Here is a 16,484-nt window from a genome sequence, read left to right as displayed (position 1 = left end):
AATCCGCATGGGTTAGGCTCGCCGGGGCGCAGTGAGGGGCCTCGACCGGGGTCCGGGCTTCACGTGTGGCCGCATCCGACTCGCCACCGGCCCCGTCCCACCCTGAGCAGCGGTCCCGGAGTACCGGAAGAAACTGTTCAGGTATCGGCCTGCTGCTGGGCCGGAAATGTGAGGGCCGCCCGTGCGGGACTACTTGCTCATGCTGTTCATCACGGCTGCGGTGACCCATCTCCTGACCGGCCCCGTACGGAAGTTCGCCATCGCCGTCGGGGCGATGCCCGAGATCCGGGCACGCGACGTCCACCGCGAACCCACCCCCCGCCTCGGTGGCATCGCCATGTTCGGCGGGCTGCTGGCCGGATACCTGGTGGCCTCGCACCTCCCGCACCTGGAGGAGATCTTCACCGAGAGCTCGACGCCCCGGGCGCTGCTGTCCGGTGCCGCGCTGATCTGGTTGCTGGGGGTGCTCGACGACAAGTGGGAGCTCGATTCGCTGGTCAAGCTCGGCGGGCAGTTGCTGGCCGCCGGGGTGATGGCGTTCCAGGGGCTGGCGATCCTCTGGCTCCCGGTACCGGGCACCGACGGGATCTACCTCGCCGACTGGCAGGGCACCCTGCTGACCGTGGGACTGATCGTCTTCACCATCAACGCGGTCAACTTCGTCGACGGGCTCGACGGCCTGGCCGCCGGAACGGTGGGCATCGCCGCGACGGCGTTCTTCCTGTACGCCTACCGGCTCTGGTACGGCTACGGGATCGAGGCCGCCGCGGCCACCACGCTGATCTCCGCGATCCTCGCGGGCATGTGCCTCGGCTTCCTGATCCACAACTCGCACCCGGCCCGGATCTTCATGGGGGACTCCGGTTCCATGCTGCTCGGGCTGCTCATCGCCGGGTGCGCCATCTCCGTCACGGGCGAGGTCGATCCGAGCCTCCTCAAACAGACCGTCGACGGTACGTCCGGTTCGGCCGCGATGGTGCCGGTCTACATCCCGCTGCTGCTTCCGCTGTCCGTCATCGCGCTGCCGGTCGCGGACCTCGTGCTCGCCGTCGTCAGGCGTACGTGGAACGGACGGTCCCCCTTCTCCGCCGACAAGGGACACCTCCACCACCGGCTGCTCCAGCTCGGCCACTCGCACCGCCGGGCCGTGCTTCTCATGTACTTCTGGTCGGCGCTGTTCTCGTTCGGGATCGTGGCCTACTCGGCGCGGGGCGCCAAGTCCTGGATGCTGTTCGCCGTCGCGTTCGTCTGCGGACTGGGCCTGCTTCTGCTGCTCCAGCCCCGCTACGAAGCCGGCCTCGCCCGCCTTCTGGCCCGGGTACGGCCGCGCAGGTCCGCAGGCCGCGTGATCGCCGTCGGCGGGCGGCGCGCCGAGGAGGAGGCAGACGTCCGCCGTGCGAGCGCGGGCGCGGGGCGGCGGTCCTAGCCCACGCCGAGGCTCCGCCGGCAGCCCACGCGGCGGCTCCGGTCGTGACCGTCCGCGACCGGCCCCGGGAAAACCCCCACGCGGCGTCGGCGCATCGCTCCGGGCTCGCACAGGGCCATCCCTGATCCCCCACCCAGTGCCACCACCAACACCAGCTGTCCCGACAGAACGGCCTGCTTCGGCGTCGACGGCCTGATGCGGTACGAGCTGCCGGACGGCCGGACCACCTGGGGCAAGACGGGTTCCCGGCCCGGCTGGGACAACGGGTTCTTCGCCACCCGGAACCTGAAGCACCGGGTGGTCCACTCGCCGAACCCCACGGGAGCCGGTTCGGAGATCATGTACATCGAGAAGATCGTCGCGGCCGCGCTCACCGACTGAGCGCGGCCGTGGCAGGTCCGGGGGCGGCTCAGGCCTTCGGGGCCACCTTCGACAGGCCGTTGATGATCCGGTCCATCGCGTCGCCGCCCGTCGGGTCGGTCAGGTTGGCGAGCATCTTCAGCGTGAACTTCATCAGCAGCGGGTGCGTCAGACCGCGCTGGGTGGCGACCTTCATGACCTTCGGGTTGCCGATCAGCTTCACGAAGGCGCGGCCCATCGTGTAGTAGCCGCCGTAGGTCTCCTTGAGCACCTTCGGGTAGTTGGTGAGAGCCAGTTCGCGCTGGGCCGGGGTCGCGCGGGCGTGGGCCTGGACGATGACGTCCGCGGCGATCTGGCCCGACTCCATGGCGTACGCGATGCCTTCGCCGTTGAACGGGTTGACCATCCCGCCCGCGTCACCGACGAGCAGCAGGCCCTTGGTGTAGTGCGGCTGGCGGTTGAACGCCATCGGGAGGGCGGCGCCGCGGATCGGACCCGTCATGTTCTCCGGGGTGTAGCCCCAGTCCTGCGGCATGGACGCGCACCACGCCTTGAGGACCTCGCGCCAGTCCAACTCCTTGAACGCGGAAGAGGAGTTGAGGATGCCGAGGCCGACGTTGGACGTGCCGTCGCCCATGCCGAAGATCCAGCCGTAGCCGGGCAGGAGCCGGTCCTGGGGGCCGCGCCGGTCCCACAGCTCCAGCCAGGACTCCAGGTAGTCGTCGTCGTGGCGGGGCGAGGTGAAGTACGTACGCACGGCCACGCCCATCGGGCGGTCCTCGCGCCGGTGCAGGCCCATGGCGAGCGACAGCCGGGTGGAGTTGCCGTCGGCGGCGACGACGAGCGGGGCGTGGAAGGTGACCGGGGTCTTCTCCTCGCCGAGCTTCGCGTTGACGCCGGTGATGCGGCCGGTGCGGTCGTCGACGATCGGGGCGCCGACGTTGCAGCGCTCGTACAGCCGTGCGCCCGCCTTCTGCGCCTGGCGGGCCAGTTGCTCGTCGAAGTCGTCGCGCTTGCGGACCAGTCCGTAGTCCGGGTACGAGGCGAGGTCGGGCCAGTCCAGCTGGAGCCGGACGCCGCCCCCGATGATGCGCAGACCCTTGTTGCGCAGCCAGCCGGCCTCTTCGGAGATGTCGATGCCCATGGAGACGAGCTGCTTGGTCGCACGCGGGGTGAGGCCGTCGCCGCAGACCTTCTCCCGGGGGAACGCCGTCTTCTCCAGGAGCAGGACGTCAAGTCCGGCCTTGGCGAGGTAGTACGCGGTCGTGGAGCCGGCCGGGCCTGCCCCGACGACGATCACATCCGCGCTGTGTTCGGAGAGGGGCTGCTCGGTCACGGTCGGATCTCCCGAAGACTCGAAATCGCGTGCCGCGCGGCACCTGTCCCATGCAGTCTATGGGGGTCCGCTGATCAACTTTCCGAAGGGCTCCCCGATGTCGACCGTGCCACTCGCCGCTCCTTCCCTGCAGTTGCGCGTCCCGACCGACGAGGACGCGCTCTCCTGGCACCGCGCGTTCGACGACCCCGAGGTGATGGAGTTCTTCGGCGGTACGTCGGAGGAGCTTTCGATGTACGAGGAGTGGACCGCCCGACAGCGCAGACTCGACGCGGAGCTGGGGTACTGCCTGTGGACGGTGCTCGGCGAGGACGGTGAGGTCGCGGGCTTCACCGGCGCCCAGCCCTGGCCGCGGACCACGTACGGCCCGGTGGGCGAGACCGAGATCGGCTGGCGGCTGGCCCGCTCGGCCTGGGGCCGGGGTTACGCCACCACCGCCGCGCGCCTCACGCTGGAGCGGCTGCGCGCGGCCGGGGTGGAACGGGTCGTGGCGACGATCGACGCACGCAACCAGCGGTCGGTCGCCGTGGCCCTGCGGCTGGGGATGGAACGGGCGGAGAGCTTCACGGCACCGGAGTCGGGGAATGAAGTGCGCTGCTTCCGGCTGGAACTCGCCCCGTGACAACGGGCCGGTCGGCATCACGAGGCAGGGGCCCGGTCGCTCGGGCCGCGGAACCACTCGGCCGGGCCGCGGGCCCCGCCCCTCGGGTCGGGGGCCCGGTCCTCAGGGTCGGGGCCCGGAGGCCGGCGGGCGCACGCCCCGGTGCAGTGCCACCACACCACCGGTGAGGTTGCGCCAGGCGACCTTCGACCAGCCGGCCCGCTGGAGCTTCGCCGCGAGCCCCGCCTGGTCGGGCCAGGCCCGGATGGACTCGGCGAGATAGACGTAGGCGTCGGGGTTGGACGACACCGCGCGCGCGACCGGCGGCAGCGCCCGCATCAGGTACTCCGTGTACACCGTGCGGAACGGCGTCCACGTCGGCTGCGAGAACTCGCAGATCACCACCCGGCCGCCCGGCTTCGTCACCCGGTACAGCTCGCGCAGCGCCGCGTCCGTGTCCTGGACGTTGCGCAGCCCGAAGGAGATCGTCACCGCGTCGAAGGTCTCGTCGCGGAACGGCAGCCTGGTGGCGTCGCCCGCGGTGAAGGGCAGCCAGGAATTGCGCTTCTTGCCCTCCTGGAGCATGCCGAGGGAGAAGTCGCACGGCACGACGTACGCGCCCGTCGCGGCGAAGGGCAGCGAGGACGTCGCCGTGCCGGCGGCCAGGTCGAGGACCTTCTCCGCGGGCCGGGCGTGGACCGCCTTCGCGACTTCCTTGCGCCACAGCCGGGCCTGGCCGAGCGACAGCACATCGTTGGTGAGGTCGTAGTTCGCCGCCACGCCGTCGAACATCGTGGCGACTTCGTGCGGCTGCTTGTCCAGGGAGGCTCGGGTCACCCGCCCATTCAAGCAGCCCCGGTCCGTCGTGCTTCGCGCCGGTCGCGAGTCGTGTCCTTGCAGACTGAACCGATTCGGTCCGGCGGGGGTCAGTACAGAGGGGGAGCCCGGAGTCGCCGGGAGCAGGGGGGAGCACAGATGTCCGCACAGGGCGCGCGCCGGCGGTTCTGGCCGGAACGCGGCCGGAACCGGCTGCTCGTCGCCGTGGTCGTCCCGGCCGTACTGATCTGTGCCGCCGTGGTGGGGCCCCGATGGAACGGTGGCGGTGACGGGAAGGCGGCCACACCGTCCGCGTCCGGGAGCGCGTCGGAGATCGGCACGTTCACCGTCGCCCGCGCGGGCGTCCCGAACGGGGGCAGGTCCAGGGCCGGGGGCAACGCCTACCGGGTCGAGGTGGAGGACGGGTCGGGCATCGACCCGGACGAGGCCGCCGCCGAGATCGCCCGCATCCTGGCCGCGCCACGGGGCTGGTCGCACCATGGCGAGCACGTCTTCCGCCAGGTCGCCGACGGCCCGGCGGGACTGGTCGTACGCATCGCCACCCCCGGGACCACCGACGCCATCTGCGGGCGGAGCGGCCTCGACACCCATGGCGAGGTCAACTGCCGGGTCGGCACCGATGTCATGGTCAACCTCAAGCGCTGGCAGCAGGGGTCGCCCGAGTTCCACGGTCCGCTCGCCGACTACCGGGCCCTCATCATCAACCACGAGGTCGGGCACTGGCTGGGGCACGGCCACGAGACCTGTCCGGGCAAGGGCCGTCCCGCCCCGGCGATGATGCAGCAGATCTACGGGCTGAAGGGGTGCGTCTCCAACGCCTGGCCGTACGACGCCGAGGGCCGGTACCTGGGCGGTCCGTCGGTACCGTGACGGCCTGGGCCCGTCGGACGGGCCCAGGGGCTGTCCCCGCGATCACGAGCGAAACCCGCTGATCACGCGCGAGGGCGACCCTGCGCGGCAAAGCCGGCAGCCGGCGCACGCGGGCTCGGGTGCGCCGGGGAACCAGCCGTCCGCCGAGCCCCCTCGCCGCGCAGCGCCGCCAGGTCCCGTACGCCGGACACCGCTGCCCGGTCGGCGCCGCCTCGCGCCGGTCGGGCACGGGCGCCGGAACGTTCCGGAACTCGACCTCAACCTTTTGGCCACGGCATTGCTCAGTACAGGGGTGAGAGACCACCGAGACCCCGGAGAGGGGGACAGATGACCGCAGACGGCAGTCGGGACTCCACCGGATTCGAGGAGTTCGCCCGGGCGAACCAACGGCGTCTGTACCGGACCGCATATCTGCTGTGCGGCGATGCGGAGAGCGCCCGCGACCTGACCCAGACGACGCTGGCCAAGCTCTTCCAGCACTGGCACCGGGCGAGCAGGGCCGACCATCCCGCAGCCTATGCGCGCACCGTCCTCACCCGGACGTATCTCGCCGAGCGCCGACGCCGGCTCCGCGACGTCCTGGCCCACAGCCATGTCGATGCCCCGACCCCCTCGGTGGGCCCCGAGCTGACGGTGACGCTGCTGACCGCGCTCGCCGAACTGCCGCCTCGCGCCCGGGCGATGGTCGTCCTGCGCTACTGGGAGGACCTGGGCGTGCGGACGGTCGCCGAGCTGCTGCGCTGCAGTGAGTCCACCGTCAAGAGCCAGTGCTCACGCGCGCTCGCCACGCTGCGTACGCGGCTGGGCGACCGGTACCTCTACACCACCCGCAGCTGAGGAGAACGTCATGGACATGTTTCCGCAGAGCGCGCCTCAGGAGACCGAGGACCGACTGATCAGGGAGGCCATGGCGGAGGCGGCGGAGGGGGCACCGCCGCTGCCGGACCTGGTGCCGGTCGCCCTGGCCATGGGCCGCAGGCGCCGCATCAGGGCGCGGGCGGCGATCGGCGGCGGAATGGTGGGAGTGGTGGCGCTCGGGGTGTTCGGCGCGACGCTGCCGTCCTGGGGCACGGGCGCCGGTTCCGGCGACGGCACCGCGCAGGTCGGGGCGCCCTCGCCCGTACCGAGCCCGAGCTACGCGACTCCGTCCCCCGTACGCACCGCTCCCACGCCCGGCTTCCCGGAGCCGATCCCCTCGTACACCGGGCCGACACGTACGCCCGCCCACGTCGAACCCACTCCGGGCGAGTCGTCCATGGCCGACCTGCCCGCGCCCGAGCGCGGGCGGCAGGAGAAGTTCCAGCAGCAGGCGGCGGCCGTGCTGGACGAGCTGTTGCCTGCGGCGTTCGGCACGGTACGCCCGGTCGACCTGACCGTGAGCCGGTACCAGGGCGGTTCCGGGGGCCATGTCTTCCCCGTCGTCTTCTCCGTGCGCCCCACCGCCGGCCCGTCCGACAGCCCGCAGAAGCCTTGCCCGTACGACCCGGAGAAGGAGAAGAAGTACCGGTGCGAGCAGGTCACCCTGCTGGACGGGATCGTGGCCCGCGCCGTCACCACGACCGACAGCTCGAAGGGCCGGAAGCACGTCGTCGGCGTCGACATCAGCTTCGTGTACAGGGACAGCACCGTCGTCCTCTCGGCCGACGGCGACGACTCGGCCGCCGTCTCGGCGCCGGTCACCGCCGACCAACTGCTCCACGTAGCCCGGGACGACCGCTTCCTGCGCCTGGTGCGTTACGCCGAAGCGTTCCCGATGGAGCCGAAGCAGGAGTCCGTCCATGAGGGGTGAGGAGCGGGGCCGCCGGGCGCGTGGCCGTGGCGGCAGTCGTGGTGCGATCCGGCGGGCCCGCCGCCGGAAGACCCGGATACAGGTGACGGGCGCCGTGCTGGTGCCGGGTGCGCTGCTGCTCTGCGGGGCGTTGGTATGGGGGCCGTGGAGTGGCGGTGAAAGGGCATCGGCACAGGCGGAGACCCCGTCGGACCGGGTGGCGGTGCCGTCGTCCCCGGGACCGGGCGTCGAGCCCGGCTCCCCTTCGACGCCCGGCGGTCCACGCCGCTCCGCCTCGGCCGACGACGCCGACGCCGACGGCGACACCGATTCCGGCGTCGGGAAGGGGCGCGCGGGAAAGAAGAAGCCGGAGGCGGGAAAGCGGGCGGACGAGTCCCAAAGCTCGTCCGGGTCCGTGCCCCTGCACGGCTCCGGTGAGTTCGTCACCGCTGCCCCGGCGCACACCGGCAGTCACGGCACCGGCACCGTCCACCGCTACCGCGTCGAGGTGGAGCGGGGCACCGGTCTGGCCACGCGTCCCGCCGCGGCCGCGGTCTCCGGGGTGTTCGCCGACCCGCGCGGCTGGACCCGCACGGGGCACGACGCGTTCCGGCAGGTCGGCTCGGGTCCGGCCGGTCTGGTGATCCGGATCGCGACGCCGGACACCGTGGACCGGCTCTGCGGGGCGTACGGGCTGAACACGCACGGCGAGGTCAACTGCCGCGTCGGCACCACGGTCGTGGTGAACCTGAAGCGGTGGATGCGGGGGTCACCGCAGTTCGACGGCCCACTGGGCGAGTACCGGGCGCTGATCATCAACCACGAGGTCGGCCACTGGCTGGGCCACGGCCATGAGACCTGTCCGGGGCCCGGACGCCGCGCGCCCGCGATGATGCAGCAGATCGACGGACTGAAGGGGTGCGTCGCCAACGCGTGGCCGTACACGTCCGCGGGCACGTATCTGCGCGGCCCGTCCGTCCCGTGACGGCGCAGCGGGCGTGCGTGCCGGACGCCCGGCCGGACGGGCCCATCGGGACCACGCCCTAACGCCGCCGGTACACCAGCCGCCCGCCCAGCACCGTGGCCACGCACCGCCCCGCCCCCACCGCGCACAGCGCCGCCTCATCGGGTACGTCGAAGACCGCGAGGTCGGCGCGGCCGCCGACGACGAGCGGGCCGTGCACAGTACCGGGCAGGTCGTACCCCTCCATGAACGGGTCCAGGCTCGGTACGCCGGCCAGGATGCCGGGGGCGCCGACGGCCGAGACCTCCGTCAGACCCGAGCGGGCCAGGGCATTGCGGACGGCCGGGTCGTGGAAGCGGCCCGCGACGTGCGTGGTGCCGTGCCTCAGCATCTGCTGCAGCCCGCGCCGTACGCTGCCCGCCCGCCGCGTCGCGTCCATCCCGGGGGCCAGCCGCTCGAATTCCTCGCCCCACAGCGGCTGGTCGCCGAGCGCGTCCGCCTCGCGCGGGTCGGGGTGGTAGCAGCGGGTGAGCAGCCACAGCCCGTGCCACTGCCGCAGTCCCGGCGTGATGACGCCCGGCCATGTGCGGACCCGGGCCGAGGGGTGGGCGGCGACGACCTCGTCGTACGGCCCGAGGGCGACGATCCGGTCGCCCTCCACCACCACCGCACCCTGCGCAACGGCAGCCGCGCCGACCGGCAGAACCAGCGGCGCGGCGTGAACGGTCAGCAAAACCGGCTCAGTTGGCGTTCAGGAGCTTCAGCTCCGGGTGGGCCGTGCCGCCCTCGATCGCGGTGGACGAGATGTGCGAGACCACCCGCTCGTCGACCGGGTCGTTCGCCGGGTCGTCGTGGACGACGAGGTGCTCGTACGTCGTGGCGCGCTGCGCCGGCACGCGGCCCGCCTTGCGGATCAGGTCGATGATCTCCATGCGGTTGGAGCGGTGCTTGGCACCGGCCGAGGAGACGACGTTCTCCTCCAGCATGATCGAACCGAGGTCGTCGGCGCCGTAGTGCAGTGACAGCTGGCCGACCTCCTTGCCGGTGGTCAGCCAGGAGCCCTGGATGTGCGCGACGTTGTCGAGGAAGATCCGGGCGATGGCGATCATCCGCAGGTACTCGAAGAGCGTCGCCTGCGTCCGGCCCTTCAGGTGGTTGTTCTCCGGCTGGTACGTGTACGGGATGAACGCGCGGAAGCCACCCGTGCGGTCCTGCACGTCGCGGATCATCCGCAGGTGCTCGATGCGCTCGGCGTTGGTCTCGCCGGTGCCCATCAGCATGGTGGAGGTGGACTCGACGCCCAGGCGGTGCGCGGCCTCCATGATCTCCAGCCAGCGTTCACCGGACTCCTTGAGCGGAGCGATCGCCTTGCGCGGCCGGGCCGGCAGCAGCTCGGCGCCCGCACCCGCGAAGGAGTCGAGACCGGCGGTGTGGATGCGCTGGATGGCCTCCTCCACGGAGACCTTGGAGATCCGGGCCATGTGCTCGATCTCGGAGGCGCCGAGCGAGTGGATGACCAGCTGCGGGAACGCCTTCTTGATGGCGGAGAAGTGCTCCTCGTAGTACTCGACGCCGTAGTCCGGGTGGTGCCCGCCCTGGAACATGATCTGGGTACCGCCGAGCTCGACGGTCTCCGCGCAGCGGCGCAGGATGTCGTCGAGGTCGCGGGACCAGCCCTTGGCGGTGTCCTTGGGCGCGGCGTAGAACGCGCAGAACTTGCACGCCGTGACACACACGTTCGTGTAGTTGATGTTGCGCTCGATGATGTACGTCGCGATGTGCTCCGTACCGGCGTAGCGGCGTCGGCGTACGGCGTCGGCGGCCGCGCCCAGCGCGTGCAGCGGCGCCGACCGGTAGAGGTCGAGAGCCTCCTCCGGAGTGATCCGACCGCCCTCGGCGGCTCGGTCGAGGATGGGCTGGAGGTCGGCCTTCTCGGTCACCGGGCTGTCACCTTTCGGCGGTTTTTCAACGGATCTACGGACCGGTTCACCCTACGCCAGCCCCTGTCGGCGTCAGCTGCCGGACCGGCTGAGGGTGCCGTACGGAAGTCCCGCGCCCCTCTCCTCGGAGCGAAAGCGGAGCGTGCCGTCGGCGGCGCGCGTGAAGTGGACGTCGGACTCGGTGGAGGTGCACAGGGCCCGGTCGCCGGGGCGGTCGGGGTCGGCGCGCTCCCGGAGCGTCAGCTCCTCGTCCGTTCCGGAGGAGAGCCGGGCGACGCTGTTGCAGCGGACGCTCAGCCCGAGAGCCGAGATCTCCGTGGTCATGCGGACCACGTCCGTGCCCTTCTTCCCGGCGCTGAACACGGCGGTGAGCGTGCCGTGCGGCTGGCCGCTGGTCTTCTCGGTGAGCGGGCCCTTCCAGGTGCCGGTGAACGCCTTCGGGACCTCGGTGACCTGGTCCGAGCCCGCCGTGTCCCCCGCGCCGCCCGTGTCCCCGCCGCCCGTGCCGCCGCCGCCCGGCTCCGGTTCCGAGGGCTGCGAGTGTTCGGTGGAGGGCGTGGCGGGCGACGGGGTGCTGCCGACACCACCGTGCTCGGCCACGTCCCGGCCGCCGCCGCCCGGCATCAGATCGAACAGGTACGCGCTGCCCACGGTCACGGCCGCGAGGGCACCGGCCACGGCGAGGGCGACCGTGCAGCTCAGTCTCCGGCCCCGGTTCGCCTCGGGGCCGGGCGCCTCGGAGTGCGCGCCGACGGTGACGGAGAAACGGGGGTCCGACGTGCGTTGCCCCGGCAGCCCGGACGGCTGCGCCGCCCCGGTCGCGCCCGCGGCGGTCGGGGGCCACGGGGACGGCCGGGCGGGTTGGTACGAGGAGGACGGCTCCACCGGCGGGCCGAACCCACCACTCGCACCGCCGCCGTCGGGCGCACCGTTCACACCCCACGCCGCACCGCTGAACGGCACCGGCCCCGACTGCACCGGCGCGTCCTGCGGCTCCAGGTCCAGCAGCGCGACCGCCGCCCGGCTGACCTCGCGCACCAGCGGGCCGGGCAGCCATCCCGCCGCCACCAGCGCGGCGGCCCCGCCCGGCGCGAGCTGCCGGGCCAGTTCCATGGGGGTCGGGCGGTCCTCCGGGTACTTCGCCAGGCAGCCGGCGACGATGTCCCTCAGCTCCCCGTCGAGTTCTCCCAGCTCGGGCTCCTCGTGCACCACCTTGTAGAGCAGTACGGCGGAGGAGTCACCGAGGAAGGGCGCGGTACCGGTGGCCGCGTACGCGAGCACCGCACCGAGCGAGAAGACATCGGCCGCGCCCGAGATGTCCACGCCCCGGATCTGTTCCGGCGCCATGTAACCGGGCGAGCCGACCGACACCCCGGCGGAGGTGAGCGAGGCGGTGGCGCCGATGGCGTGGGCGATCCCGAAGTCGATCAGCCGGGGACCGTCGAGGGCGAGCAGCACGTTGGAGGGCTTCACATCGCGGTGGATGAGGTCCTGGGCGTGCACCGCGGCCAGCGCCTCCCCGAGTCCGGCGCCCAGTGTCCGCACCGCGTGCTCGGGCAGCGGGCCGTGCTCGGCGACCGCGGCGGACAGCGGGGGCCCGGCCACGTAGCCGGTGGCGACCCATGGAATGGGGGCGTCGGGGTCGGCGTCCAGGACGGGCGCCGTCCACTGCGCACCGATCCGCCGCGCCGCGTCCACCTCCCGCCGGAACCGGGCCCGGAACTGCTCGTCGAGAGCGAAGTGGGGGTGCACGACCTTGACCGCGACGGTGCGTCCGCCCGCGCTGCGCCCCAGATAGACCCGGCCCATGCCGCCCGCACCGAGCCTGCCGAGCAGTCGGTAGGAACCGATGGTCAGCGGTTCGCCGGCTTCCAGCGGCTGCATATGGACTCCCCCTGTGGACCGGCCGGACCTCCGACCGAAGCCTAGGGTGCGAAGGTCATCGGGTCCCAGAGGAAACCATCCGCCGATTTCACCCTCAAGGGAACGAACAACGGCTTTCGACACAACAAAAGGCGTGAATACGTCGTTCACCCGAGCGATTCCGGTTCAGGACCGGGACTCTCCTCGGACACCGTCCGGGAATCGGCTATTCGACGCGTATTCACCCGAATCGATGGCGGGCGAGGAGAAGCGACCGGAGAAGGGCGACGGAAGGGCGGGAGAAGGCCGGGAAGAGATATCCGACCCAGGAGGTACAGGATTCATCCATATCCCGGCCCATTCCCGTCGGCCGTCTCCCGCGCGCGGCGCGCGCCGGACGCACCGGGCGCGGCCCGCGTCCCGCCCGGCTTCCGCGGCGCCGGCGCGCCCGGGACATCCACGGCGTCGGCCGCTTCCCGCCCTCCGGGTCAGCCGCCGAGCAGCTCGACCTTCACGTCCGCCGGGAAGCCGGTCGTCGGGCCGACCCGGCGCGCGAACTCCCGTACCCCCGCCAGCTGGTCCGGGCCGAAGCGGAAGTCCAGCGTCGTGAAGTACCGCTCCAGCACCTCGGCGTCGAAGGCCTCCCAGCGTGCCGCCTGCTCCGCGACCTTGGTGACCTCCTCCAGGGAGACGTCGCGCGAGGCCAGGAAGGCCTCGTGCGCCTTGTTCACATGGTGGGGCTCGGCCGCCAGATAGTCCTTGCGGGCCGCCCAGACCGCGAAGACGAACGGCAGCCCGGTCCAGTCCTTCCACATCTGGCCCAGGTCGTGGACCTGGAGGCCGAGCCGGGGCGCGTCGTGCAGGTTGGCGCGCAGCGCGGCGTCACCGATCAGCACGGCGGCGTCCGCCTCCTGCATCATCACGCCGAGGTCCGGCGGGCATGTGTAGTAGTCCGGGCTGACCCCGTACCGCTCGGCGAGCAGCAGCTGGGCCAGACGCACGGAGGTGCGCGAGGTCGAACCGAGCGCCACCCGGGCCCGGTCCAGCTGGTCCAGCGGCACCTGCGACACGATCACGCACGACATGACGGGCCCGTCGCATCCCACCGCGATGTCCGGGAAGGCGACCAGGTCGTCGGCGTTGCGCAGGAACTCGACCAGGGTGACGGGGCCGATGTCCAGATCACCCCTGATCAGCTGCTCGCTGAGCTTCTCCGGGGTGTCCTTCGAGAGCTCCATGTCGAGCAGGGTCCCGGTTCTCGCCAGTCCCCAGTACAGGGGAAGGCAGTTCAGGAACTGGATGTGGCCGACGCGCGGCCGGCTGCGACGGTCGTCGCCTGCGACGGTTGAGACGGTTGAATTGTCCACATCGCGAGGCTAGACCCGTGGTGTCGTCCGGACGGCACCGGGTGCGAGAGGCGTCGCCCCACCCCTCCCGCAGGGCACCGATACCGGCCCGGAGCGGTATCGGAAGTCCTCATTCCGTATCCTTTGAGGACGCCTCCACGACACCCTCCGGGACACCCGCTTCGTCAGCTCATCGGCACGGCAATCAAACATCCGGGTGAAGTGATCTTTCCCTCTACCCTTCCGTACACGCTGCGTGCTAGGCTCGACGCAAGTTGCAGTTTGGTTTCCCTTGCAGTACAGAGCCTGCGGAGCATGTAACCCGCAGGCTTTTGTAGTTTTCAGACTTCTTTGCAGGTTCTGGAGCAGGGCAACCCTTTGGCCCAAGGAGGGCTTATGGCTACCGGAACCGTCAAGTGGTTCAACGCTGAAAAGGGCTTCGGCTTCATCGCCCAGGACGGCGGCGGCCCGGATGTCTTCGTTCACTACTCCGCGATCAACGCGTCCGGGTTCCGCTCCCTCGAGGAGAACCAGGTCGTGAACTTCGACGTCACTCAGGGACCCAAGGGCCCGCAGGCTGAGAACGTCACCCCGGCCTAGTTGCCCGGGTCGGCCGATCGCGGCCGGCTAGCAGTACCCAAGGAGCCCCGCTCCTCCGCCTCGGCGGGGAACGGGGCTCCTGCCTTTCCCGCTCCCGCCCATTCCGCCTCCGCCCTTTCCGCCCCCGCTCTTTCGCCTCCGGCAGCACCGGTGCGCCGTGGGGCTTGACCTTGCCGCCGTGTGAAGGCATGCACTGCGAGACATCATGTTCACCATCGGAGACTTCGCCCGGCACGGACGGGTCTCGGCCCGGATGCTGCGCCACTACGACGCCATCGGACTCCTGCACCCGGACCGTACGGACCCCGCCACCGGCTACCGCTTCTACGGGGCCGCCCAGCTCGCCCGCCTCAACCGCATCATCGCCCTGAAGGATCTCGGCTTCACCCTCCAGCAGGTGCAGGCCGTCCTCGACGAGCAGGTCGGGACCGAGGAGCTGCGCGGCATGCTGCGACTGCGGCGGGCGGAGCTGGAGGAGGCCATGGCGGCAGCGGCCGCACGGCTGACACGGGTCGAGGCGAGGCTCCGGTCGATCGAGAGCGAGGGACGCATGCCCGCGGACGAGGCAGCAGTCAAGAGCATTGCCGCAGTACGGGTCGCCGAGTTGACCGGGACAGCGGCGGGCTTCGAACCGGAGCACATCACTCCGGTGATCGGCCCGCTGTACGACCGGCTCCTCCCGCTGCTGGGCACGGTGGGGCTCGGCCCGAGCGGCCCGGGGATCGCCTATTACGAGGACGCCCCGGAGGGCGGCGGCGCGATCGTCGTCCACGCGGGGGTGACGGTCTCCGCCCCGGTGGGCCCGCTCGGCGACACCGGGATCACGGTGGTCGAGCTGCCCCCGTTCGAGGCGGCGACCATCGTCCACCGGGGCTCGATGGACGGCGTCCTGCCGACGGCCCAGACCCTGGCCCGCTGGATCGATGCCAACGGCTACCGGTCCACGGGATACGCCCGCGAGATCAGCCTGGAGTGCCCCGACGACCGGGACGAGTGGGTGACGGAGCTCCAGGAGCCGGTCACCAGGGCCTGACCTCTCCGGCAGGTACCGCGGCTCGGTGCGGAACGTGACGCCCGGGATGCCGGGTGTCACGTTCCGCGCCCTCCTTACCGACCGCCGGCCCCCGCCCACAGCCCGTCGGCCGTCAGCCCCAGCAGGTCGATCGCGTTGCCGCGGACGATCCGGTCCACGACATCGGCGTCCAGATGTCCCATCTGCGCCTCGCCGACCTCGCGCGACTTGGGCCAGGTGGAGTCGGAGTGCGGATAGTCCGTCTCGTACAGGACGTTTCCGACGCCGATCGAGTCCAGGTTCCGCAGCCCGAAGGCGTCGTCGAAGAAGCAGCCGTAGACATGCTCGGCAAACAGCTCCGACGGCGGACGATGGACCTTGTCGGCGACGCCGCCCCAGGCCCGGTTCTCCTCCCAGACCACGTCGGCACGCTCCAGGATGTACGGAATCCAGCCGATCTGCCCCTCCGCATACATGATCCGGAGGTTCGGGAAGCGTTCGAACTTGCCGCTCATCAGCCAGTCGACCATCGAGAAGCAGCAGTTGGCGAAGGTGATGGTGGAGCCGACGGCGGGCGGGGCGTCGGCCGAGGTGGACGGCATCTTCGAGGACGAACCGATGTGCATCGCGATCACCGTCCCCGTCTCGTCACAGGCCCGCAGGAACGGATCCCACTCGTCCGTGTGAATGGACGGCAGGCCGAGATGCGGCGGTATCTCGGAGAACGCCACCGCGCGCACGCCGCGCGCCGCGTTGCGCCGGACCTCCTCCGCGGCCAGCCGCGCGTCCCAGAGCGGGATCAGGGTGAGCGGGATGAGCCGGCCCCGCGCCTCGGGCCCGCACCACTCCTCCACCATCCAGTCGTTGTACGCCCGCACCCCGAGCAGCCCCAGTTCGCGGTCCTTCGCTTCGGTGAAGGTCTGCCCGCAGAAGCGGGGAAAGGTGGGAAAGCAGAGCGCGGACTGGACATGATTGACGTCCATGTCCGCGAGCCGGTCGGGGACCGAGAAGGAACCCGGGCGCATCTGTTCGTAGGTGATGACCTCGAGCTTGATCTCGTCCCGGTCGTAGCCGACCGAGGTGTCGAGCCGGGTGAGCGGGCGGTGCAGGTCCTCGTACACCCACCAGTCGCCGATCGGCCCGTCATCACCCTTCGCACCCATCACAGGCGCGAACTTGCCGCCCATGAAGGTCATTTCCTTGAGCGGCGCGCGAACGATCCGCGGACCGCGGTCGAGGTACTTGGACGGGAGCCGGTCCCGCCAGACATGAGCGGGCTCCACCGTGTGGTCGTCCACCGAGATGATCTTCGGGAAGGTCTCCATGCTCACCACGGTAGCGCTCATCTGACGAACCGTCAGCTATCTGTACCGGCCCCCGTCCCGCAATCGTTGTCGAGGGCTTGTGCAGAGAGTCACCCACTGCTGACGTGTCCGCCCATAACAAGGCAGACTGTTGAGCGCGATACCAGCGGTACGGAACAATCCGGATCCCCCGCCCCGGACCGGCACACGGGCGAGGAATCCGGAACGAACAGCACCGGCACAATCGGCAGGACCGG

16 protein-coding genes are annotated in these 16,484 nt (G+C 71.1%); 9 read left to right on the top strand and 7 right to left on the bottom strand.

The genetic code is table 11. The annotated features are described in order from the left end of the window. Positions 1-181 precede the first annotated feature (181 nt). Together ACIRP2_RS08530 and ACIRP2_RS08525 are read left to right on the top strand one after the other, a co-directional pair. Positions 182-1,426 (top strand): MraY family glycosyltransferase, encoded by a 1,245-nt coding sequence (locus tag ACIRP2_RS08530; protein ID WP_404247878.1) that lies wholly within the window; start codon positions 182-184, stop codon positions 1,424-1,426. A gap of 195 nt (positions 1,427-1,621) precedes the next feature. After that, entirely contained in the window at positions 1,622-1,807 is a 186-nt protein-coding gene (locus ACIRP2_RS08525) for a hypothetical protein (RefSeq protein WP_404247876.1), read from the top strand. Positions 1,808-1,835: 28 nt separating this feature from the next. Here the strand turns inward: ACIRP2_RS08525 and ACIRP2_RS08520 are convergent, their stop codons facing one another. Further along, a complete protein-coding gene (locus tag ACIRP2_RS08520) occupies positions 1,836-3,122 on the bottom strand; it encodes a geranylgeranyl reductase family protein (RefSeq protein ID WP_404247874.1) in 1,287 nt (428 codons plus the stop codon). A gap of 97 nt (positions 3,123-3,219) precedes the next feature. Here ACIRP2_RS08520 and ACIRP2_RS08515 point away from each other — a divergent pair, with 97 nt between their 5' ends. Next, positions 3,220-3,744 (top strand): GNAT family N-acetyltransferase, encoded by a 525-nt coding sequence (locus tag ACIRP2_RS08515; protein WP_404247872.1) that lies wholly within the window; start codon positions 3,220-3,222, stop codon positions 3,742-3,744. A gap of 102 nt (positions 3,745-3,846) precedes the next feature. Here ACIRP2_RS08515 and ACIRP2_RS08510 read toward each other — a convergent pair whose 3' ends face one another. Beyond that, entirely contained in the window at positions 3,847-4,560 is a 714-nt protein-coding gene (locus tag ACIRP2_RS08510) for a demethylmenaquinone methyltransferase (RefSeq protein ID WP_404247870.1), read from the bottom strand. A 237-nt stretch (positions 4,561-4,797) separates the two neighbouring features. Here ACIRP2_RS08510 and ACIRP2_RS08505 point away from each other — a divergent pair, with 237 nt between their 5' ends. From ACIRP2_RS08505 to ACIRP2_RS08490, 4 genes are all read left to right on the top strand, one after another. Beyond that, positions 4,798-5,430, top strand: a complete 633-nt coding sequence (locus ACIRP2_RS08505) for a DUF3152 domain-containing protein (protein WP_404249400.1) — start codon at positions 4,798-4,800, stop codon at positions 5,428-5,430. Positions 5,431-5,757: 327 nt separating this feature from the next. Next, a complete protein-coding gene (locus ACIRP2_RS08500) occupies positions 5,758-6,267 on the top strand; it encodes a SigE family RNA polymerase sigma factor (RefSeq protein WP_404247868.1) in 510 nt (169 codons plus the stop codon). A 10-nt stretch (positions 6,268-6,277) separates the two neighbouring features. Continuing rightward, positions 6,278-7,219, top strand: a complete 942-nt coding sequence (locus tag ACIRP2_RS08495) for a hypothetical protein (RefSeq protein WP_404247866.1) — start codon at positions 6,278-6,280, stop codon at positions 7,217-7,219. Further along, on the top strand, positions 7,209-8,183 hold the full coding sequence (locus tag ACIRP2_RS08490; RefSeq protein ID WP_404247864.1) for a DUF3152 domain-containing protein: 975 nt from the start codon (positions 7,209-7,211) through the stop codon (positions 8,181-8,183). The genes ACIRP2_RS08495 and ACIRP2_RS08490 overlap by 11 nt, the downstream gene beginning before the upstream one ends. 58 nt (positions 8,184-8,241) lie before the next feature. Here the strand turns inward: ACIRP2_RS08490 and ACIRP2_RS08485 are convergent, their stop codons facing one another. From ACIRP2_RS08485 to ACIRP2_RS08470, 4 genes are all read right to left on the bottom strand, one after another. Beyond that, complete coding sequence (locus ACIRP2_RS08485; RefSeq protein ID WP_404247862.1) at positions 8,242-8,895, bottom strand: imidazolonepropionase-like domain-containing protein; 654 nt, start codon at positions 8,893-8,895, stop codon at positions 8,242-8,244. 7 nt (positions 8,896-8,902) lie between these two features. Next, positions 8,903-10,102: a cyclic dehypoxanthinyl futalosine synthase gene (gene mqnC, locus ACIRP2_RS08480; protein WP_404247860.1), complete on the bottom strand. Its 1,200-nt coding sequence runs from the start codon at positions 10,100-10,102 to the stop codon at positions 8,903-8,905. Positions 10,103-10,174: 72 nt separating this feature from the next. Continuing rightward, positions 10,175-11,986, bottom strand: a complete 1,812-nt coding sequence (locus ACIRP2_RS08475; protein WP_404247858.1) for a serine/threonine-protein kinase — start codon at positions 11,984-11,986, stop codon at positions 10,175-10,177. 467 nt (positions 11,987-12,453) lie between these two features. Continuing rightward, a complete protein-coding gene (locus ACIRP2_RS08470) occupies positions 12,454-13,332 on the bottom strand; it encodes a menaquinone biosynthetic enzyme MqnA/MqnD family protein (RefSeq protein WP_404247856.1) in 879 nt (292 codons plus the stop codon). Positions 13,333-13,707: 375 nt separating this feature from the next. Between ACIRP2_RS08470 and ACIRP2_RS08465 the strand changes: the two genes are divergently transcribed. Together ACIRP2_RS08465 and ACIRP2_RS08460 are read left to right on the top strand one after the other, a co-directional pair. Beyond that, positions 13,708-13,911 carry a cold-shock protein gene (locus ACIRP2_RS08465; RefSeq protein ID WP_003967102.1) on the top strand — a complete coding sequence of 68 codons (204 nt, stop codon included), beginning with the start codon at positions 13,708-13,710 and terminating at the stop codon, positions 13,909-13,911. 205 nt (positions 13,912-14,116) lie between these two features. Continuing rightward, a complete protein-coding gene (locus ACIRP2_RS08460) occupies positions 14,117-14,944 on the top strand; it encodes a MerR family transcriptional regulator (protein ID WP_404247854.1) in 828 nt (275 codons plus the stop codon). A gap of 74 nt (positions 14,945-15,018) precedes the next feature. Here the strand turns inward: ACIRP2_RS08460 and ACIRP2_RS08455 are convergent, their stop codons facing one another. Then, a complete protein-coding gene (locus tag ACIRP2_RS08455; protein ID WP_404249398.1) occupies positions 15,019-16,248 on the bottom strand; it encodes an amidohydrolase family protein in 1,230 nt (409 codons plus the stop codon). Between the last annotated feature and the right edge of the window lie 236 nt (positions 16,249-16,484).

It is taken from the genome of Streptomyces sp. NPDC101194, from assembly GCF_044767885.1.
Classification (GTDB): Bacteria; Actinomycetota; Actinomycetes; order Streptomycetales; family Streptomycetaceae; genus Streptomyces.
This window is presented reverse-complemented; position numbering and strand designations above follow the sequence as displayed.